This is a genomic window from Cupriavidus lacunae, from assembly GCF_003353055.1.
Classification (GTDB): domain Bacteria; phylum Pseudomonadota; class Gammaproteobacteria; order Burkholderiales; family Burkholderiaceae; genus Cupriavidus; species Cupriavidus lacunae.
Window position 1 is genome coordinate 30,042 of the sequence record NZ_QKWJ01000038.1, and the last position, 20,545, is coordinate 50,586.

A 20,545-nucleotide genomic window follows, 5' to 3' on the forward strand; every position below is an offset into this window, starting at 1 on the left:
TTGGGTGACGGCCGGCGGCGTGTTGCGCCGGCGGGATTCATTAGGCGGCTAGGAACGGCAGCAGGTCTGCGGCCACGCGTTGCGGGTCTTCTTCCATCGGCACGTGGCCAAGCCCCGCGTAGCGGCGCAGCTGCGCGCCGGGGATACGCTCGGTGAAGGCCTGCGCGTGCGCGGGCGGGATCCAGCGGTCGCGCTCGCCCCACAGCACCAGCGTGGGCGCGCGCACGCTGCCGAGCAGGTGGGTGTCCAGCTGGGCAAAGTCCAGCTTGGGCACCATCTTGCCGACGGCCTCGCGGCTGCTTTCGGCATAGAAGAAGTCCACATAGCGGCGGAACGTGGACTCCGGCACGCGCGAGGCATCGCCATAGACGTCGCGCGTGGCCGCGCGGATGATGAACTCGGGCAGCATCCACGGCGCCGACCAGCGCACCGGCGCATGGCGGAACAGGTCGATATAGATCGGCAACCGCATCGGGAAGCCGGCTGCATCGATCAGCACCAGCTTGTCGACTGCATCGGGCCGGCGCACTGCCAGGTCCCACGCGATCAGCCCGCCCAGCGAATTGCCGATGATGCTGGCGCGGCGCACGTTCACCGCGGCCAGGAAGGCGTCGATGAAATCGCGGTAGCGATGCACGTCCATGGTCTCGATGCGCCCGCGCGCATTGCGCAGCGGCCCGGTCAGCCCGAACGGGGCGATGTCCAGCCGCAGCACGCGATACCGTTGCGCCAGCGCCGGCACGATCCCTTCCCATGTATGCAGCGAAGCGCCGAAGCCGTGGATCAGTACCAGCGTTTCGCCGTCGGCGGGACCCTCATCGGTGTAGTGCACCATCGCATCGAGCACGCGCACCCAGCGCGAGGCCGGCAGCGCATGGCGCTGCGCCAGCGTGGCGCGCGACAGGCTGAACAGCCCGACGCGGCCTTGCCCGAACCAGCGCGTGAAAGCACCCGGTGGCGCCAATAGCGCCGCATCCTGTTCGATCGCAATCCGGTTCACGAGCGCTCTCCCTGGCTCACCGAGGCCGGTGCGGCCGCAGGACCGAGATCGCGCTTGCGGCGCGTCTCGCGCACCACCAGCGACTGGTAGGCGGCGGGCAGCAGCCGCGCCATGGCATCGGCGGCGTAGGCGTCCGGTCCGATCAGCACGCGCCGGCGGTTGCGGCGCACGCCTTCCAGGATCACGCGCGCGGCCTTGTCGGGCGAGGTGATGAAGAACTTCTCGAACTCATCCTTGCCATGCTGCGCGTCGCGCACCAGGAAGCCGTTGACGCTGGATGACACGCGGCTGGCCTGGGCGATATTGGTCTTGATGCCGCCCGGGTGCACGGTGGTGGCCGACACGCCGCAGTCCATCAGGTCCAGCTCCTGCCGCAGCGACTCGGTGAAGCCACGCACCGCGTACTTGCTGGCGTTGTAGGCGCCCATGCCGGGCTGGGCGAAGATGCCGAAGATGCTCGACGTATTCACCACGTGACCGTCGCCGCTGGCCTTCAGGTACGGCAGGAAGGCCTTGGTGCCGTACACCACGCCCCAGAAGTTGATGCCGATGATCCATTCCAGGTCGTCGTAGCTCATGCCCTCGACGGTGCTGGACAGCGCCACGCCGGCGTTGTTGAAGATCAGGTTGACGCGGCCATGCGCCTCGGCGGCCGCGGCGGCCCACGCGTAGACCGCGGCGCGGTCGGCCACGTCCACCGTGTGTTGCGTGATGCGGGCATGCGGCGCCGCGGCCATCGCTTGCGCCACGGTCTGCGCCAGTCCGGCCTCGTTGCGGTCTGACAGCGCCAGGTGGCAGCCTTCGCGGGCCAGCGCCACCGCCAGCGCGCGGCCGATGCCCGATCCGGCGCCGGTGATCGCGGCAACCTTGTTGCGGAAGTCCTTCATATCCGGTCTCCTTCCGGTGTGTGTCGTTCTTTTGGGTGGGAATCGATGGGGGACGCGCGCGCGTCAGGCACCAGCGACCGTGGCGATCTCCGCCGACGGCTGCATCGCGGTCTCGTCGGGCAATGCGCGCCGGACCGGGTACAGGTCGTAGTCGGTCATGCGGAAGCTCGCGGTGGCGCGGCGGAACTGCCAGGTGAAGCCCGGCCACAGCGTGGTGTTGCGGCCGCTGCGCGGGTCGATGTACCAGCTGGCGCAGCCGCCGGCGGACCAGATCGCATGGCCGAGGCGGGCCTGCAACTGATCGTTGAAACGGCGTTGCACTGGCTCGCGCACGTCCACCGCCTGCACGCCTTCGCGGCGCATCTGCTGCAGGGCGTCGACGATGTAGGCCACCTGCGACTCGATCATGAACACCATCGAGCTATGGCCCAGGCCGGTGTTGGGGCCGACCACGAAGAACAGGTTGGGAAAGCCCGCTACGGTGGTGCCCAGGTAGGCCTGCGCGCCGTCGCGCCAGGCATCGACCAGGTCCACGCCGTCGAGGCCCGAGATCACGCCGCGCGGCAGCGGGTCGGTGGCATGGAAGCCGGTGCCCAGGATGATGCAGTCGGCCGGCCGGCGCGTGCCGTCGCGCAGCACCACCGCGTCGCGCTCCACGCGGGCGATGCCGGTGGTGACCACGTCCACGTTGTCGCGCGTCAGCGCCGGGTAGTAGTCGTTGGAGATCAGCACGCGCTTGCAGCCGATGGTGTAGTCCGGCGTCAGCGTCGCACGCAATGCGGGGTCGCGTACCTGTTTGGCCAGATGGCGCCGTGCGACGCGCTCCACCACCTTCATGATCTTCGGATGCAGCACGAAGCCCAGCACGCGCGATTCCAGCATCCAGTAGATGCCGGTGCGCACCAGCGTCTGCGTGAACGGCAGGCGGCGGAACAGCCAGCGCTCGGTGGCGCTGACCTCGCGGTCCGGCTTGGGCATGATCCACGGCGGCGTGCGCTGGTACAGGTCCAGCTGCGCCACCTGGGGCGCGATCTGCGGCACGAACTGGATCGCGCTGGCGCCGGTGCCGATCACGGCCACGCGCTTGCCGGCGAGCGCATAGGCGTGGTTCCAGTGCTGCGAGTGGAAGCACTCGCCCTCGAACGACTCAAGCCCGGGGATATTGGGGTACGAAGGCCGGCTCAGCCCGCCCATGCCGGATACCAGCACACGCGCCCGCACCACCTTGCCGTCGGCCATCTCCAGCCGCCACACCTGCGCGGCCTCATCCCAGGCGGCGTGGCGCAACTCATGGTGCAGCCGCAGGTGCGGGCGCAGGCCGAAGCGGTCGGTGCAGCCTTCCAGGTAGGCGCGGATCTCGGGCTGGGTCGAGAACATGCGCGACCAGTCCGGATTCGGCGCGAACGAGAAGGAATACAGGTGCGACTGCACATCGCAGGCGCAGCCCGGGTAGTGGTTGTCGCGCCAGGTGCCGCCGACCGAGCCGGCCTTCTCGAAGATCAGGAAATTGCGCTCGCCGCGCTCGCGCAGCCGCATCGCCATGCCAAGGCCGGCAAAGCCACTGCCGATGATGGCAATGTCTGTGTGCTCAGGGGCAGGGGATGCCTGTTGCGGCAGCTCCGCGGGTGCATTCATGGGCGCTCCTCACCGTGATTACAGTGTTTATTGTGACATTGATCGATGTCATCGTAGGAAGCGCGGCGCGGGTGGTCAATGCCGTGAGTGGAAGGATGGTTCTAATTTTTGGGGTTTTCCAGCGGCGCCTGGCGCACATGAAACAACGCCAGGTGGCCCGGCAGCCGCTTGAGCTGCCGGGTTCGGTCGTGCGTTTGAAACAGGAAGATTTTTTCGGGGCTTCGCGGATCACGAAGGCGTGGCCGCAACATCAGGCTGCTACGCCGCCCGTCCCTTGCGCCGCCAGCCGTGAGGCGTTTCACCAGTCCAGCGCTTGAAAGCGTGGGTGAAGGCACTCTGCTCGGAATAGCCCAGCCGCATTGCACACTGCGCGAGGCTGATGCCAGGATCGGCAAGATACTGCTCCGCCAGCGCGCGCCGCACGTTATCCACAAGCTGTGAATAACTGATGCCCTGCGCCTGCAGCCGCCGCTGCAAGGTGCGCACCGGCAGGCTCAGGTGCGTGGCGACGTCGGCAATGGGCAGTTCGCCCTGCTGGAGCCGCCCGCTGATATAGGCACGCGCCTGCGCCAACGCGTCGGCGCCCGCCGGCACGATCTGCTGCAGCTGGGTGTCGGCGATGCGCGTCATCTGCGCCTGCATGCCCGCGTCGGCCTGCAGCGATGGCAGGTCGAGCAGGGCCTGATCGATATGCATGGCATGACGCCCGGCATTGAAAACCACGGGGCAGCCGAACACCTCGGCATGCAGGCTGGTATCGGCCGGCGCGGGATGCGGGAACTCCACCTGCGTGGCCACGTGCTGGTCCCCGATCAGCCAGCGCGCGAACACCACCCAGGTGGCCATATGCAGTTCATGGGCATGGCGCGACAGCGGGCCATGCCGCGCTTCCCAGGTCATGCAGGCGGCCTGCGGCGTTTCGATCAGGCGGGTGCCGCCGATATCGTTGGCCAGTACTTCATAGCGGATGCCTTGCAGGATGGCGTCGCGCACGGTGGGCGTGGTCAGCACCACGTAGCCCATCTCAGCATAGTGGCGCGGCGCGAAGGCGGCGCCGGCGCGCAGGCCGACATGAGGATCGCCGGTGACCTGCTCCAGCCAGTCGAGCAGAGCCAGGTAGGCCGCGCCGGGAATGCGCGTGGCGGTCTGCGCACCGGTGGCGTGCAGCAGTTCGGGCGGCACGCCGACGGCGCGCATCTGTTCGGCCGGGGCAATGCCCTGGCGCGCGCCGTGGTCGAGCACGGCGCGGAGGTAGGCGAGCGAGACGGTGCCCAATGCGGTGCCCGCTTGCGTCCCACTGGCACTGCCGTCGGGCTGGTTGGCGCGTGGCATCAAATCACCTGTCATGCGGGATCAAGACCGGGCACCGATCTTTATCCAAACTCCGGGTAGCGTCAATGCGGGCCTGCCCCGCCTGAATACAAGAGACCGACGCAAGGAGACAACATGGCCCCCAATCATCCACACCGTCGTGCGGATGCCGATGCGGATACGCTGCACGCGCTGACGCGGCGCGGCTTCCTCAAAGTCGGCATCGGCTTCTCGGCCGCGCTGGCGTGTACCGCGCTGGTGCCGTCGCTGGCCGGCTGCTCGTCGGCCGATCCCGCGCCGCAGGCCGGCATGAAGTGGCTGCGCCCCGAAGACGTGGCGATGTTCCGCGCGCTGCTGCCGGCCATCGTCACTGAGCTGGCCGACGCGCCGCCGCCACGGCGCGCATCTTTGGAGCAGGACGCGCTGCGCAATATCGACACCACCTGCGCCGCGATGGGCGCGGGCGCGCAGGCCGAGCTGCGCAAGCTGTTCGGCCTGCTTGCCAGCATGCCGCTGCGCTGGGCGCTGACCGGCATCCGCCAGGACTGGCGCGCGGCCACGCCGGCGCAGGTGCAGGCCTTCCTGGCGCGCTGGCGCGCCAGCCGCCTGGCCACGCTCAATGCCGGCGCGGTGGTGCTGGTCAAGCTCACCAGCGTGGGCTACTACGTGTTGCCGGCCGCCTGGGCCGGCAGCGGCTATCCCGGCCCCAACGCGGCCGTCTACAAGGCGCTGCACGCCTGATCCCCGACATGGCCATCGACAATCTCTACGACGCCGGCATCGCCGCCGGCTGGAAGGTACTGGACGCTGCCACCTTCACCACCACGCGCACGCTGGATGCCGACGTCGTCATCGTCGGCAGCGGCGCGGGCGGCGGCATCAGCGCCGAGGCGCTCAGCCGCGCGGGCCTGCGCGTGGTGCTGCTGGAAGAAGGGGCGCTGCGCACCTCGGACAGCTTCCGCGACATGGACGAAAACCGCGCCTATCGCGAGCTGTACCAGGAAGCCGCGGCGCGCACCACGGCCGACGGCGCCATCGCCATCCTGCAGGGCCGCTCGGTCGGCGGCAGCACCACGGTCAACTGGTCGTCGAGCTTCCGCACGCCGCCGCAGACGCTGGCGCACTGGGCCACGCAACACGCCGTCACCGGCCACGGCGAGGCCGACATGGCGCCATGGTTCCAGCAAGTGGAAGAGCGGCTGGGCATCGCGCCATGGGCGATGGCGCCCAATCCCAACAACGACGTGCTCAGGCGCGGCTGCGAGACGCTGGGCTGGGAATGGCACGTGATCCCGCGCAACGTGAAGGGCTGCTGGAACTCGGGCTATTGCGGGCTGGGCTGCCCGGTCAATGCCAAGCAGTCGATGCTGGTATCGACCATCCCCGCGGCACTGGCCAGCGGCGCGACGCTGGTACACCGCGTGCGCGTGCGCACGCTGGACCATGATGGCAAGCGGGTGCAGTCGGTCACCGGCGAAGCACTGGGCGCGGACGGCTATACGCCGACCGGGGTCGAGGTGGTCGTGCGCGCGAAGCACGTCATTGCCGCCGGCGGTGCCATCAACACGCCGGCGCTGCTGCTGCGCTCGCGCGTGCCGGACCCCCATGAGCGGCTGGGATTACGCACATTCATCCATCCGGTGAATATCAGTATCGCAAAAATGCCAGACCGCATTGATCCTTATTATGGTGCGCCGCAGTCGATCGCCTCCGACCACTTCCAGTGGAAGGACGGCGCGACCGGGCCGATGGGCTACAAGCTGGAGGTGCCGCCGCTGTTCCCCGGCATCAGCGCGGGCGTGATCAACGGTGTGGGCGAGGCGCTGCGCCGCGATATGGCGCAGTTGCCGAACACCAACGCGATGCTGGCGCTGCTGCGCGATGGCTTCGTGCCGGAGAGCGCCGGCGGGCGCGTGCGGCTGGCGGCCGACGGCAGCCCGCTGCTGGACTATGCAATGACGGACTACGCCTGGGACGGCGTGCGCCGCGCATGGCTGAGCATGGCGCAGGCGCAGTTCGCCGCCGGCGCCGAGCGCGTGCGGCCCGCGCACCTGGATGCCGCCGAATACCGGAGCTGGCCGGAGGCGCGCGATGCCATCGCGCAACTGCCGCTCAGGCCGTTCCGCACTGCGCTGTTCACCGCGCACCTGATGGGCGGCTGCGGCATGAGCGACGATGCGCGCGGCGGCGTGGTGGACAGCCACGGCCATCACCATCAACTGGCCAACCTGTCGGTGTTCGACGGCTCGGTGTTCCCGACCAGCGTGGGGGCGAACCCCCAATTGTCAGTGTTTGCGCTGACGGCGCAGAATGCGGATGCGCTGGCCCGGCGCCTCACCTCATGATGGATTGGCCGTGCAAGCCTGTAATGTCCGGCATTGCAGGCATTCGGCGTACCGGCTCCATGCAGGGCGCGGCCGACATTGTTGCGCGATTCCCCACACCAGTGGCGCAATTAGAATATCCCCTCCAATTCAGGTCTTGTGAAACGCTCGAAGCGCTGGATAGGCTTCGTACAACTGTTTCAAGCATCCGTATGCCGTCAGAGCAGGGAGCGGAACAGCGTAGCAAATTGCTAAGGGGTTTACGGCAGCAAAGAAGAGAGACGCCCCCATGAAGACCGGCAAAAGCTCGGCAGAAGACACCAAGGCCCGGATTCTCGACGCCACGGAAAAGCTGTTCACCGAGGTCGGCTACGAAGCCACCTCGCTCAGGCAGGTCACGTCGCGCGCCATCGTCAACCTGGCCGCCGTGAACTACCACTTCCGCAGCAAAGACATCATGATGCACGCCGTGCTGAGCCGGCGGCTGGATCCGCTCAACGCGCAGCGCCTGGCGCTGCTCGATGCGTGCGAAGCCCGCTGGCCCGGCAACAGCATCCGCTGCCAGCACGTGATGGGCGCGCTGTTCGTGCCCGCGCTGCAGATGGCACGCGACCCGTCGGTAGGCGGGCCATCGTTTCTGCGGCTGCTCGGGCGCGTGTATTCGGATACCTCGCCCTTTATCCAGCAATACCTGCTGGAGCACTACGCCCCGGTGTACGGGCGCTTCTTCGATGCCTTCTCGCGTGCCATTCCGGCGCTGCCGCGGCATGAACTCGGCTGGCGCCTGCAGTTTGCGCTCAAGGCACTGGCCGGCGTGCTGGCCGGCGAAGAGATCACCAAGCTGCTGCCGGCGTTCACGCAGGGCAAGCAGATGAGCGATGCGCACGTGCTGGCCCAGCTCACCGCGATGGTGGAAGCCGTGCTGAACGTGGCGCAACCCGGTGCGGACGAGTTCTCAGCCCTGCAGTCGGTATTCGACCTCGGCGAGCAGCAGCAGGCCGAGCAACGCGCCAGCAAGCTGGCCGCGGCGCAGTCCGCCGACGACCTGAGTGCCAGTTGCGCCGCGATGGCGGCAACGAGGGGCGACCCGGCCAGCCAAACCGCCGCCGCCCTCGACAAGGCCCGCATCAGCGCGCGCACCGTGCGCAATGCGGGCACGAAACGCGCCGCCGTGACCAGCGTGCCGGTCCGCGCACGCGAGCACACTGTGAGTTTCCCCAGCAACCCGCTGGATGACTGGATGCGAATGCGCACCAGGACATAGCGGCGCGCGTCGCGCCCGGTTACCGCCGGGCCGGCGCCGCCGCCCTCACGCAAACCTGAACCGTCGATCCATCCAGCGAGGCCACGCACAGGCCCCGCGGACCCCGTGCGCCCTGTCGGCATTCCCGCGGGCGCGGCGGTGGCCCCGTTCGTCCCCGCGCTGCCACGCTCCGCCCCTGGCGGACACCCTGAGGAGGAAGCTGCCATGTCGATCCAACCGCTGTATTTTGCCGCCGTCGCCGGCGCCGTCATCGGGCTGCTGGCTGCGCCACTGGCCATGCCACCCGTGGCCATGGCCCAGACGGGCACAACCACTGCCGCCGCGGGCACGGGCTATGACGGCCTGCCATCCGCACAGCAAGCCGCACTGTTCTCGCGCCAGGTCGCCAGCGGCGAACTCGCGCGCCTGTCCGATGAGCAGGTGCTGGCCGTGTTCCAGGCGCTTCAGCCGGATTCGCTGCTGAAATGGGCACGCGCCGAGATGAACCGCTATCCCGAGTACGAGTACTCGATGTCGCGCCAGGAACGGCTCAACAACCAGTGGCAGGACCAGCCCGCGAAGATGCAGATCCGCTACCGCCATCAGCCGCGCCAGCTCTATGCGAAATGGCTGTCCGGCGGCGCGCAGTCGGGACAGGAAATCCTCTATGACGAGACCCGCCGCAAGGACGAGATGTACGGCCACCTGGGCGGCGTGCTGGGCTTCACCTCGATGTGGATCGCACTGGACGGCACGCTGGCGCGCTCGCAGTCCAACCACACCGTGCGCGACCTAGGCTTCCAGTTCGTGCTGTCGATGCTGGAGCGCGATGCCAGGTCCCTGCGCGCCGCCGGGCTGTCCGAGAAATACAGCAAGGCCGAGATCGTGCAGGAGCAGGGCGTGCGCATGGTGGCGCTGACCTGGGACCTGCCGGCCGGCGCGCCGCAGTACTACGCCAAGAAGGTGCAGCTGATGCTGGACCTGAAGCATCCGTATATCCGCGTCGAAACCGCATGGGATGCCGACGGCAACATGGTCGAGAAGATCGTGTTCGACAAGCTGGTGCGCAAGACCTTCGAAGCCTCTGCGTTTGATCCGGCCAATCCTGACTATCGCTTCTGAGATGCGGCAAAGCGGCGCGCACCGTGCGTTTGAATCGCTGGCCGCGCCGCTTGCCGCGCAGTCCGTGCAAGACCCGCAATCCACCGCCACACGCGGCACGCACGGCAGGTACGCCTGTTTGGAACGGCCGCTCTATTGACGCAAAAACACGCGAGCGGCGAGAGTCGCCGCACCCGGGAGGGATCCGGACACAGAGCCGGACAGCAGATCCAGAACCAGGGGTCGCCAGAAAAATCAGGAGACAGGCCATGACCATGTCGATGCTTCGACGCAGCACTTTCGTTTTGACAGGGGTGAGTCTTGCCGCGACGCTGGCCGGCTGCGGTGGCGGCGGCGGCAATGAAGAGGCGCCGCGCGCCAGCACGCAGGCACCGCCGCAATGCGCGGACACGGGCACCTGCCCCGCGCAGGGGCCGGTCACCATCGGCGGCCCGCCCGGATCGCTGTGCCCGGCGGCGCTGGACTACAGCACCACCTTCACCGGCGGCTCCGGCGCCGGCGAGCTGGTCAGGCTGCGCTTCGACACCGCGGCCCGCACCTACCAGCTGGACATCATCGAGTCGCCGGTACCCAAGCAACCCGGCAGCGTCAGCCCGACGCGCGCGGGCGTGACCTTCACCGGCACCTTCGCCAAGCTGACCTCGCTGCCGACCGCCGAGCAGAACCGCTGCGCGGTCGCGCTGCAGACCGCCACGGCGTCTGACGGCACCTCGCAGGCCAATATCGACAGCGCCAAGCCGCCGGTGATCTTCCTGGGCAACGGCGTCGCCGGCGGCGGCATCCCGGGTGCCACCATCTCCTACCCGGGCGTGCTCGGACTGGGCGCGATCCCGGCCACCACATTCCCGTTCTATCCGGTGCTGGCATTCGCGCAGACCGAGACCGACTTCACCAAGGTGGCCGGCAGCTACAACCTGCTGGGCTACCACCAGGTGCCGTCCGGCGGCTCGTTGACTGCGTCGAGCCACTTCACGCCCGCGACCGCGCAGACCACCGAGACGCTGAAGACCGATGGCAGCTGCACGGCGTCGGCCGGCAACTGCCTCAGCACCGGCAACAGCTGGAAGCTGCGCAGCGCCGACGGCGCCTTCGAAAGCAGCAACGCCGACGGCAGCCGCCGCTACCCGTCGTTCCAGAGCCAGGCCATCACCAGCAACAACGCCAGCCGCGCCAAGGGGCTGATGGTGGTGGGCAAGCTCAATGGCGCGCTGGTGCCGCTGCTGGTGCGCACCGGCTACGCGCAGATCTCGCTGCTGCCGCTGACGGTCAATGTCGACGATGAATCGGGGCTGGCCTTGATGGCGCCGGCCAGGCTGGTGGCCAGCGGCCAGCTTGACGGCGGCTATATCGGCTCGGGCAGCGACTTTGCCTACACGGCATCGCTGATCAAGGGTGCGCGCGTGGACCTGCTCGATCCGATGACGATGAACCAGACCGGCGGCTTCCAGCTCGACTTCACGCAGACCGCACCGGGCATGGTGGCCACCACCGATAACAGCGGCACTACCGGCGCGCTCGTCGCGAGCGGCCGCGTCTTCAGCCACCTGTCCGGCACCGGCGGCGCCAGCCCGACCTTCCGCGTCGGCGTGCTGGCGGCACCCTGAACACACCACAGACAAAAACACCGAGGAGACAACGCCATGCAATCCCATCGAATGATCCTGTCGCGGGCTTCGCGCCCATCCACGGTGCCGGCGCGTGCGCTGGCCGTGGCCGCCACCGCCATGCTTGCCGCCTGCGGCGGCGGAGGCGGCGGCGACGACGCGCCGTCCACGCCCGCGGCCGTGCAGACGCGGCTATGCCCGGCATCGCTGGACTACACCACCACCTTCACCGGCGGCACCGGCTCCGGCGAGCTGGTGAAGGTGCAGATCGACACCACCAAGAAGACCTGGCAGGTGACCTTCCTGGATTCCTCGGTGCCGCGCCAGACCGGCACCGTGCAGCCCACGCGCAGCGACCCGACCAACGGGCAGAACGTGATGCGCGGCACGCTGAAGGCGGAGACGGGGTTGCCGACCGAGAAGCTGAACCAGTGCGCATTCGAGCTGACCGGGGCCAGCCTCGATCCGAACCGCCCGGCCAAGCTCTTCGTCGGCGAAGGCGTGATGGGCGGCACCATCCCTGGCGCGCGCATCCAGTTCAACGGCGTGCTCGGTGCCGGCGCGGTGCCGGATACCACCTTCCCGTATTTCCAGTTCATCGGCTTCGCGCAGACCGAGACCGACCTGTCGAAGATTACCGGGCAGTACAACGGCACGGGCTTCCACGAAGTGCCGTCCAAGCAGTTCAAGACGGTGGCGCAGGACTACCGCATGGCGCTGGCCGCGGATGGTTCATTCACCGTCTGCGACAACGCCACCAACACCTGCGAGCGCAAGGGCAACAACTTCGTACCGCAGGCCAACGGCGCGCTGCTGTCGACCAATTACAAGGCCGAGAGCCAGCCGCCCACGCTGGGCAGCACGCTGGGCAAGGCCTACCTGATCGTGGGCAAGCTGCGCGGCCAGCTGGTGCCGATCATGATCCGCGTGGGCTATGCCAATGACTCGCTCGCCAACGGCCCGCTCGGCGCCGACGACGAGATCGGCATCGGCATGATGGCGCCGGCGATGACGATCACCCAGGGCACGGTCAACGGCGAGTACGTCGGCGTCGACAGCAACTTCAACTACCGCGTGACCGCGCTGGTCGGGGCCGCCGCGACCATGATGGATCCGTTCCGGCCGTCCGACGCGTCGCTGGCGATTCCCTACCAGCTGGACTACTCGCAGCAGGTGCCGGGCGTGGTCCGCACTTCGCGGCGCGATGCGCCCGCGGGTTCGGCGCCGACCGGCAAGCTGATGTTCACCGGCGGCGTGTTCGGCTTCCTGGAACAGCGCGACAGCGGCCCGTACTTCACCGTCGGCGCGTTCGTGCAGTAAGCACGCTGCAATGCCCGGGCCACCGCAGCCCGGGCCACCACGACTCGACCAACAAAGACATCCACTGCCGGGGGACACAAGATGAAGACCATACGCCTCACTCTCACGCTGATGCTGGCCGCGCTGGCCAGCTTCGCCCTGCCTGCCCATGCCCAGAAGAAGGGCGACAACGTGGTATCCGCCGGCTGGTTCTATATCCAGACGCACGGCCAGAGCGACCCGCTGACGACCACGCTGCTCGACGTGCCGATCAACTACCCGCTCGGGCTGCCGTCCAGCTTCACCGCACCGGGCAGCAGCCTCTCGTCATCCAATGCCAATACGCTGGGGCTGACCTTCAGCCACTTTGTCACCGACCATATCGCGGTCACCGCGGTGGGCGGCATCCCGCCGGAGTTCAAGCTCTATGGCCACGGCGAGCTGATCCCGCCGGGTCCGGCCGGCGCGCTCGGCCGCCAGAGCCTGGGCGACCCGTCGCTGAATCCCATCATCACCAAGGCACGCCAGTGGAGTCCGGCGGCGATGGTGCAATACCACTTCCTGGATCCGGGCACGCGCTTCCGGCCGTTCCTGGGGCTGGGGGTTTCGTACAACTTCTTTACCAACATCGAGGTCAATCCGGCGTTTGCGAGTTCGGTCAACAACAACCTCGGCGCGATCCTGGCGGCGGGGGCGGGGATTCCGGGCCCGACGTCGGTGAGCGCGGATGCGTCGTCGTCATGGGCGCCGGTATTCAATGTCGGCGGCACCTATAACTTTGACGAGCATTGGGGCGTGACGGCGGCGGTGACGTATATTCCGCTGAAGACGACGTCGACGATGACGATCAAGGCGGCCAATGGGATGGTGCTGTCGACGTCGAAGACCAAGCTGGAGCCGGATCCGTTGGTGTTCTTTTTGGCGGCTTCGTATAAGTTTTGATTGGGTGGGCTTTCTGCTTGTTGGGTTGGGGATGTAGGTCGGGTTCGATGTTGTCGTAGGTTTAAGCGCCTGGTTCCGCCCTGCTGGGCGGGTCACTTTTTGTCCGAGCGACAAAAAGTAACCAAAAAACGCGTCGCCTCAGGCGGCTGCCATCCATTTGGTGGTGGGGGTGGTTCGGGCGGCGGTGCTTGCCATTTGGCGTGATTGGCCGTTCGACCCTGCTACGCACCCTGTCCGGTGCCTACGTCGACGGACTATTGGACGAACCCGACTTTAGGTTATTGGCAGCCTACTAATGAGGTCATCGGTGGGACGCCTTCGGCTGCGCTGCGCGCACTCAGTATCGCAGGTCGGGGGCTCGGGCACGGAGTGCGTCGCTGCGCTCGCACGGCGCGGTCGGGATGCCGGGCCCCAAAAAAAAGAGCGCAAATCAGAACGTGGTCGTCCGCCTGCCACGTTAGGGCCCGCGCGAAGCGCAGCCGTAGGCGTCCCACCGACGCGGTACTTAGCAGGCTGCCAACCGCCTAAAGTCGGGTTCGTCCAATAGTCCGTTGATGTGGGCACAGACAGGGTGCGTAGCAGGCTCGAACGGCCAACCACGCCAAATGGCAAGCACCGCCGCTCGAACCACCCCCACCACCAAATTGGTGGCCAGCCGCCTGAGGCGACGCGTTTTTTGGTTACTTTTTGTCGCTCGGACAAAAAGTGACCCGCCCAGCAGGGCGGAACCAGGCGCTTAAACCTACGACAACATCGAACCCGACCTACATAACCAAGCCAAAGAGCAAGAAGCCCCACCGGCTAAACCGGCGAAACACCCCACGCCAGCCAAGCACGATAACCCCCCGCGGCCCTCCCCAAAAAAAAACGACGCACCTGAGCGCGTCGTTTCTCATTGCAGCAACAGCAAACAGCAACCCTACTGCGTCACCGTCCCCTGTCCCGCAGGCATCCCCTGCTGCGCCACCGAACCGCTCTCCTGCAACCCGCCACCCAGCGACCGGTACAAATCGATCGCGTTGTTCAGCCGCAGCTGCCGCGCCTGGATCAGCGCCTGCTCGGCGGTGAACAGCTGGCGCTGCGCATCGAGCTCGTCCAGGTAGCTGGCAATCCCGCTGCGGAAGCGCACGCGCGCCAGTTCGTAGCGCGCGGCTTCGGCATTGCGCACATCTTCCTGGCCGGCCACCTGGTCTTCCAGCGTGCCGCGCGCCACCAGCGCATCCGCCACTTCCGCGAAGGCCGTCTGGATGGTCTTCTCGTAGTTGGCCACCTGGATGTTCTTGCGCACATTGGCCAGGTCCAGGTTGGACTTGTTGCGGCCATAGTCGAAGATCGGCAGCGTCAGTTGCGGCGCGAACGACCACGCCTTAGTGCCGGCATCGAACAGGTTCGAGAACGTCGGGCTGATAGTGCCAATGCTGGTGGTCAGCGTGATGCGCGGGAAGAACGCCGCGCGTGCCGCGCCGATATTCGCGTTGGCCGACAGCAACTGCTGTTCGGCCTGGCGGATGTCCGGGCGTTGCTCCAGCAGGTCCGAAGGCAGGCCCGCGGGAATATCGCTGATGATGCGTTCGTCGGACAGGCGCATCGGCTCGGGCAGGTTCTCGATGCTGCCGATCGGCTTGCCCACCAGCACTTCGAGCGCGTTCTGCGCCTGCGCGCGCTGGCGTGCGAGCTGCGCGGCGGCGACACGCGCCTGGGCCACGAGCGACTCGTTGTCGCGCAGGTCCAGGGCGGACGTGGCGCCGACGTCGAAGCGCTGCTTGGCGAGCCCATAGGTGCTCTCGCGCGCCTTGAGTGTGTCCCGTGCAATCTCGTATTGCTCGGCGAAGGAACGCTCGGACAGGTAGGCCTTGGCCACTTCCGACACCAGCGAGATATACGCCGAACGATGCGCCTCTTCGGTGGAGAAGTACTGCGCCAGCGCCGCGTTCGACAGGCTGCGCACGCGGCCGAAGAAGTCCAGCTCGTAGGACGAGATGCCGAGGCTGGCCGAGTAGACTTGCGATACCGCAGGCTGGCCCAGAACCGATACCCCCGTGGCAGCGTTGGTGCTGGCACGAGTATAGCCAGCATTCGCGTTCACCGTCGGCAGCAGGTCGGCGCGCTGCACCTGGTACTGCGCGCGCGCTTCCTCGATGCGCAGCGCGGCGGTGCGCAGGTCGCGGTTGTTTTCCAGCGAGGTCGCAATCAGCGACTGCAGGCGCGGGTCGCGGAAGAACTCGCGCCAGCCGATGTCGACGGCGCGGCGGGTCTCGCCGCTCTTCGCCTCGGCGGTGGCGTAGCCCTCGGGCGCCACCGGGAAGCTGCCTGCCACCGGCGGGGCAGGGCGGTCATAGTGGGGCGCCAGCGTGCACCCCGTCAGAACGCCGGCCACCAGCAGCAGCGTGGTCAGAGTCTTGGTCATGTTCAGATTTCCTCTTTCGGCTCGTGCCACTTCTGGTCCAGCATGTGCTGGCGGGCACTGCCCTTGAAGCGCTTGCGCACCACGACGAAGAAGACCGGCACCAGGAAGATCGCCAGCACCGTGGCCGTGATCATCCCGCCCATCACGCCGGTACCGATGGCGCGCTGGCTGCCCGAGCCCGCGCCGGTGGCGATCGCCAGCGGCAGCACGCCCAGGATGAACGCCATCGACGTCATCAGGATCGGGCGGAAGCGCAGGTGCACCGCTTCCAGCGTGGCTTCGAGCAGGCCCTTGCCTTGCGCCTGCAGGTCCTTGGCGAATTCCACGATCAGGATGGCGTTCTTCGCCGACAGGCCGATGGTGGCGATCAGGCCCACCTTGAAGTACACGTCGTTGGGCATGCCGCGCAGCGTCACGCCGAGCAGCGCACCCAGCACGCCCAGCGGCACCACCAGCAGCACCGAGAACGGGATCGACCAGCTTTCATACAGCGCGGCCAGGCACAGGAACACGATAATCAGCGACAGCGTGTACAGGATCGGTTCCTGCGAGCCGGCCAGGCGTTCTTCATACGACTGACCGGACCACTCGAAGCCGAAGCCCGGCGGCAGCTTGGCGAAGTTCTCTTCCATCACGCGCATGGCTTCACCGGTACTGCGTCCCGGCGCGGCCTGGCCCGCCAGCTTCACCGCCGGCATGCCGTTGTAGCGCTCCAGGCGCGGCGAGCCCATCACCCACTTGGACGTCGCGAACGCAGCAAAGGCCACCATGTCGCCGTTGCTGTTGCGCACGCGCAGCTTGGTCAGGTCGTCCGGCAGGCGGCGGTCGGCGCCGTCGGCCTGCACGATCACCTTGCGCACGCGGCCTTCATAGATGAAGTCGTTGACGTAGTTCGAGCCAAACGCGATCGACAGCGTCGAGTTGATGTTCGCCACCGTGACGCCGAGCGCCTTGGCCTTCTCGCGGTCGATGTCGATCTGCAGCTGCGGCGCATCTTCCTGGCCTTCCGGGCGCACGCCCATCAGCACCGGGCTCTTGGCCGCCATGCCGAGCATCATGTTGCGCGCTTCCATCAGCTTGGCGTGGCCCTGGCCGGTGCGGTCCTGCAGGCGGAAGTCAAAGCCTGAGGAATTGCCCAGCTCGGAAATCGCCGGCGGGTTGAGCGGGAAGATGATCGCGTCCTTGATGAACGACAGTGCACCGAAGGCACGGCCGACCAGCGCCTGCGCGGTTTCGTTCGCGCCGGTGCGCTCCTTCCAGTCCTTCAGGCGCACGAACGCGATACCGCCGTTCTGGCCGCGGCCGAAGAAGGAGAAGCCCGCCACGGTGATCATCTGGTCCACCACCTTGCTTTCCTTCTGCAGGTAGTAGTCCTCGATCTGCTTGAGCACGCCGATGGTACGGTCCTGGGTCGCGCCGTTGGGCAGCTGCACCACGGTGATCATGTAGCCCTGGTCTTCGTCAGGCAGGAACGACGACGGCAGGCGCTTGAACAGCACCACCACGCCGACGATGATGACCGCATAGATGATCAGGTAGCGGCCGGTGCGCTTGAGGATGCGCGCCACCACGCCCTGGTAGCTGGTCGAGGCGCGCGCGAAGGTGCGGTTGAACCAGCCGAAGAAGCCCTTCTTCTCATGGTGGTGGCCGGCTTCGACGGGCTTGAGCAGCGTCGCGCACAGCGCCGGAGTCAGCGTCAGCGCCAGCAGCGCCGAGAACGCCATCGAAGCGATCAGCGACAGCGAGAACTGGCGGTAGATGTTGCCCACCGAGCCCGAGAAGAACGCCATCGGGATGAACACCGCGGTCAGCACCAGCGTGATGCCGACGATGGCGCCGGTAATCTGGCCCATGGCCTTGCGGGTCGCTTCACGCGGCGAGAGCCCTTCCTCGCTCATGATCCGCTCGACGTTCTCGACCACCACGATGGCATCGTCCACCAGGATACCGATGGCCAGCACCATGCCGAACATGGTCAGCACGTTGATCGAGAAGCCGAATGCCAGCAACGCGCCGAACGTACCCAGCAGCGCGATCGGCACCACCAGTGTCGGAATGATGGTGGCGCGGAAGTTCTGCAGGAACAGGAACATCACCAGGAACACCAGCACCACGGCTTCGAGCAGCGTCTTGATCACTTCCTCGATCGAGATCTTGACGAAGGCCGACGTGTCGTAAGGCACGCTGTACTCGTAGTCCGCCGGGAAGTTCTTCGACAGCTCTTCCATCTTGGCGCGCACGGCGGTGGCCGTGGCCAGCGCGTTGCCGGTCGGGGCCAGCTTGATGGCGATGGCCGCCGACGGGCGGCCGTTGGTGCGGGCCAGCGTCGAGTAGTCGGCACCGCCCAGTTCCACGTGGCCGACGTCCTTGATGCGCACCGAGGAACCATCGGAGTTGGTGCGCAGCAGGATGTTGCCGAACTGCTCAGGCGTGGTCAGGCGGCTTTCGGTGGTGACGGTGGCATTGAGCTCGGTGCCCCTGGGCGAGGGGGTGCCGCCCAGTTCGCCCACGGCGACCTGGATGTTCTGCTCGCCCACCGCGGCGGTAACGTCCAGCGGGGTCAGGTTGTAGCCGGTCAGCTTGGCCGGATCCAGCCAGATCCGCATGGCGTACTCGGTGCCGAACAGGTCGGCCTGGCCCACGCCGGGCACGCGGCGGATCGAGTCGATCACCTGCGACGAGATGTAGTTGCCAAGCTGGATGGCGTCGGCCGTGCCTGACTTGGACGCGACCGTCAGGAACATCATGTAGTTGTTCCCGGCCTTGTCCACGCGCACGCCCTGCTGGCGCACTTCGGCCGGCAGGCGCGCTTCCACGCGCTTGAGGCGGTTCTGCACTTCGACCGAGTTCAGGTCGATGTTCGAACCCGGCGCGAAGGCGATCGTGATCGACGCCAGGCCCGACGACTCGCTGGTCGAGTTGTAGTACAGCAGGTTGGGCGCGCCGTTGAGCTCCTGCTCGATCACCGAGGTGACGGAATCCTCCAGCGTCTTGGCCGACGCACCCGGATAGGTGGCGGTGACCGAGATCGTCGGCGGGGCGATGTTCGGGTACTGCGCGATCGGCAACTGCAGGATCGACAGCACGCCGCCCAGCACGATGATCAGCGCGAGCACCCACGCGAACACCGGCCGGTCGATAAAAAACTTGGCCATAAAACTGGCTCCCTTTGGTCTGGCGGTCTAGCCGTATTTGCCGTATTGCTGATAGGGCAGGGTTCAGCCCTTCTTGGCGTCAGACTTGGCTTCGGACTGGGCCTCGGTCTTCGGGGCCGAGGCCGGGGCGGTTGCCGAGGCTGGCGACGCGGCCGGCGCCGAGGCTCCGGCCGCGACAAACGGCACCGCCCTGGCGGGCGCGCCCACCTTGATCTTCTGCAGGCCCTCGACGATCACCTTCTCGCCGCCCTTGAGGCCCTCGGTCACCACCCAGCTGTCGCCGATGGCCTGGGGCGCCTTGACCGGCACCGCCGCGACGTTGCCGTCCGTGCCCACTACCATCACGCTGGCACCCTGCGCGCCGCGGATCAGCGCCCGCTGCGGCACGGTCAGCGCGTTCTCGTCCATGCCCTGCTCGATCTTCACGCGCACGAAGGTGCCCGAGAGCAGTTCGCGCTTCGGGTTCGGGAACTGCGCACGCAGCGTGATCGCGCCGGTGGTCGGGTCCACGGTCATGTCCGAGAACAGCAGCTTGCCGGTTTGCTCGTATTCCCGGCCGTCTTCGACGTACAGGTGCACCTTGGCGCCGCCGTTCATGCCCTTGACCGCGCCGGACTCGATGGCGCGGCGCAGGCGCGTGACTTCCGAAGCAGGCTGGGTAAAGGTGACCCACATCGGGTCGACCTGCTCCACCAGCGCCAGCTTGGTTGCCTCGCCCTTGCCCACCAGCGCGCCCTCGGTCACCAGCGCACGGCCGGCGCGGCCGCTGATCGGCGCGGTCACGGTGGTGTAGCCCAGGTTGATCTGGGCGGTGCGCACCGCCGCCTTGGCCGAGGCCACGTCGGCGTTGGCCTGGCCGGCACCGGCCACGGCGTCGTCGAACTCCTGCTTGCTGACCGCGTTGACGGCCACCAGCGGCTTGTAGCGGTCGGCCTTCAGGCGCGCCGACACGGCGTTGGCCTCGGCGCGCTGCAGCGCGGCCTGGGCCGAGGCCAGCTCGGCCTGGTAGGGTGCCGGGTCGATGCGGAACATCACCTGGCCGGCCTTCACTTCGCCGCCTTCGGTGTAGTTGCGCGACAGCACGACGCCTTCGACGCGAGCCCGCACTTCGGCCGTGCGCACGCCTTCCAGTCGGCCCGGCAGTTCATTGACGACGGCGACCTGCGACGGCGTCACGGTCACCACACCCACTTCGGGCGGCGGCGGGGCAGCGCCCGCGGCCTTCTTGTCGCCGCAGGCGGACAGCGCCACGGCCGACAGCGCCGCTAGTGCATAAGCTGCAACGCAGCTGATACGTTGGGACTTCCTCATCGATAACCCCATGATGGCAATTTGAGATCTGCCGCATTGCCCCGATCTGTCATCAGACAAACGGAAACGACACGGCGCGCCGCACGGTTTGCGGCGGACAAAAGCGTGATGCTAGCCACAAATCGCGGCGTCGCAGTGTCAGATGCGACGAACGGTGGCCTTTATGTAACGACTGGATTCATGACCGGCTGGCCTGCGGCAGGAATTGCCAACTGTGCTGGGTATGTCACAGAAGGCGGCTGGCCGAATGCCGGGCAAGCGCGTATTATATATACATTCAAGCATGTATGTTAAGTTGATGTTGC

The 20,545-nt window shown here is 67.1% G+C and carries 14 protein-coding genes; 7 read left to right on the top strand and 7 right to left on the bottom strand.

What is annotated here, in order from left to right:
- Positions 1-40: 40 nt before the first annotated feature.
- The 4 genes from DN412_RS25170 to DN412_RS25185 form a co-directional block, all read right to left on the bottom strand.
- A complete protein-coding gene (locus DN412_RS25170; RefSeq protein ID WP_115214065.1) occupies positions 41-1,000 on the bottom strand; it encodes an alpha/beta fold hydrolase in 960 nt (319 codons plus the stop codon).
- Positions 997-1,887, bottom strand: a complete 891-nt coding sequence (locus tag DN412_RS25175) for an SDR family NAD(P)-dependent oxidoreductase (RefSeq protein WP_115214066.1) — start codon at positions 1,885-1,887, stop codon at positions 997-999. The genes DN412_RS25170 and DN412_RS25175 overlap by 4 nt, the downstream gene beginning before the upstream one ends.
- A gap of 63 nt (positions 1,888-1,950) precedes the next feature.
- The gene (locus tag DN412_RS25180; protein ID WP_115214067.1) at positions 1,951-3,522 is read right to left on the bottom strand and encodes a flavin-containing monooxygenase; all 1,572 of its coding nucleotides are present in this window, start codon (positions 3,520-3,522) and stop codon (positions 1,951-1,953) included.
- Positions 3,523-3,780: 258 nt separating this feature from the next.
- Entirely contained in the window at positions 3,781-4,854 is a 1,074-nt protein-coding gene (locus DN412_RS25185; RefSeq protein ID WP_115214068.1) for an AraC family transcriptional regulator, read from the bottom strand.
- A gap of 114 nt (positions 4,855-4,968) precedes the next feature.
- Between DN412_RS25185 and DN412_RS25190 the strand changes: the two genes are divergently transcribed.
- The 7 genes from DN412_RS25190 to DN412_RS25220 all read left to right on the top strand — a co-directional run bounded on the left by DN412_RS25190 (position 4,969) and on the right by DN412_RS25220 (position 13,367).
- Positions 4,969-5,574, top strand: coding sequence for a hypothetical protein (locus DN412_RS25190; protein WP_115214069.1), 606 nt, complete (start codon positions 4,969-4,971; stop codon positions 5,572-5,574).
- An 8-nt stretch (positions 5,575-5,582) separates the two neighbouring features.
- Entirely contained in the window at positions 5,583-7,178 is a 1,596-nt protein-coding gene (locus DN412_RS25195; RefSeq protein ID WP_115214070.1) for a GMC family oxidoreductase, read from the top strand.
- A gap of 268 nt (positions 7,179-7,446) precedes the next feature.
- A complete protein-coding gene (locus tag DN412_RS25200; protein WP_115214071.1) occupies positions 7,447-8,421 on the top strand; it encodes a TetR/AcrR family transcriptional regulator in 975 nt (324 codons plus the stop codon).
- Between the two features lie 204 nt (positions 8,422-8,625).
- Positions 8,626-9,522, top strand: coding sequence for a DUF1571 domain-containing protein (locus DN412_RS25205; protein WP_115214072.1), 897 nt, complete (start codon positions 8,626-8,628; stop codon positions 9,520-9,522).
- Between the two features lie 248 nt (positions 9,523-9,770).
- On the top strand, positions 9,771-11,126 hold the full coding sequence (locus tag DN412_RS25210; protein ID WP_115214073.1) for a DUF2957 domain-containing protein: 1,356 nt from the start codon (positions 9,771-9,773) through the stop codon (positions 11,124-11,126).
- Between the two features lie 36 nt (positions 11,127-11,162).
- On the top strand, positions 11,163-12,446 hold the full coding sequence (locus tag DN412_RS25215; protein ID WP_115214074.1) for a DUF2957 domain-containing protein: 1,284 nt from the start codon (positions 11,163-11,165) through the stop codon (positions 12,444-12,446).
- An 81-nt stretch (positions 12,447-12,527) separates the two neighbouring features.
- Positions 12,528-13,367, top strand: coding sequence for an OmpW/AlkL family protein (locus tag DN412_RS25220; RefSeq protein ID WP_115214075.1), 840 nt, complete (start codon positions 12,528-12,530; stop codon positions 13,365-13,367).
- A 919-nt stretch (positions 13,368-14,286) separates the two neighbouring features.
- Here the strand turns inward: DN412_RS25220 and DN412_RS25230 are convergent.
- The 3 genes from DN412_RS25230 to DN412_RS25240 all read right to left on the bottom strand — a co-directional run bounded on the left by DN412_RS25230 (position 14,287) and on the right by DN412_RS25240 (position 20,240).
- Positions 14,287-15,774 carry an efflux transporter outer membrane subunit gene (locus DN412_RS25230; RefSeq protein WP_115214077.1) on the bottom strand — a complete coding sequence of 496 codons (1,488 nt, stop codon included), beginning with the start codon at positions 15,772-15,774 and terminating at the stop codon, positions 14,287-14,289.
- A 2-nt stretch (positions 15,775-15,776) separates the two neighbouring features.
- The gene (locus DN412_RS25235; protein ID WP_115214078.1) at positions 15,777-18,929 is read right to left on the bottom strand and encodes an efflux RND transporter permease subunit; all 3,153 of its coding nucleotides are present in this window, start codon (positions 18,927-18,929) and stop codon (positions 15,777-15,779) included.
- 63 nt (positions 18,930-18,992) lie between these two features.
- A complete protein-coding gene (locus DN412_RS25240; protein WP_115214079.1) occupies positions 18,993-20,240 on the bottom strand; it encodes an efflux RND transporter periplasmic adaptor subunit in 1,248 nt (415 codons plus the stop codon).
- Positions 20,241-20,545 lie beyond the last annotated feature (305 nt).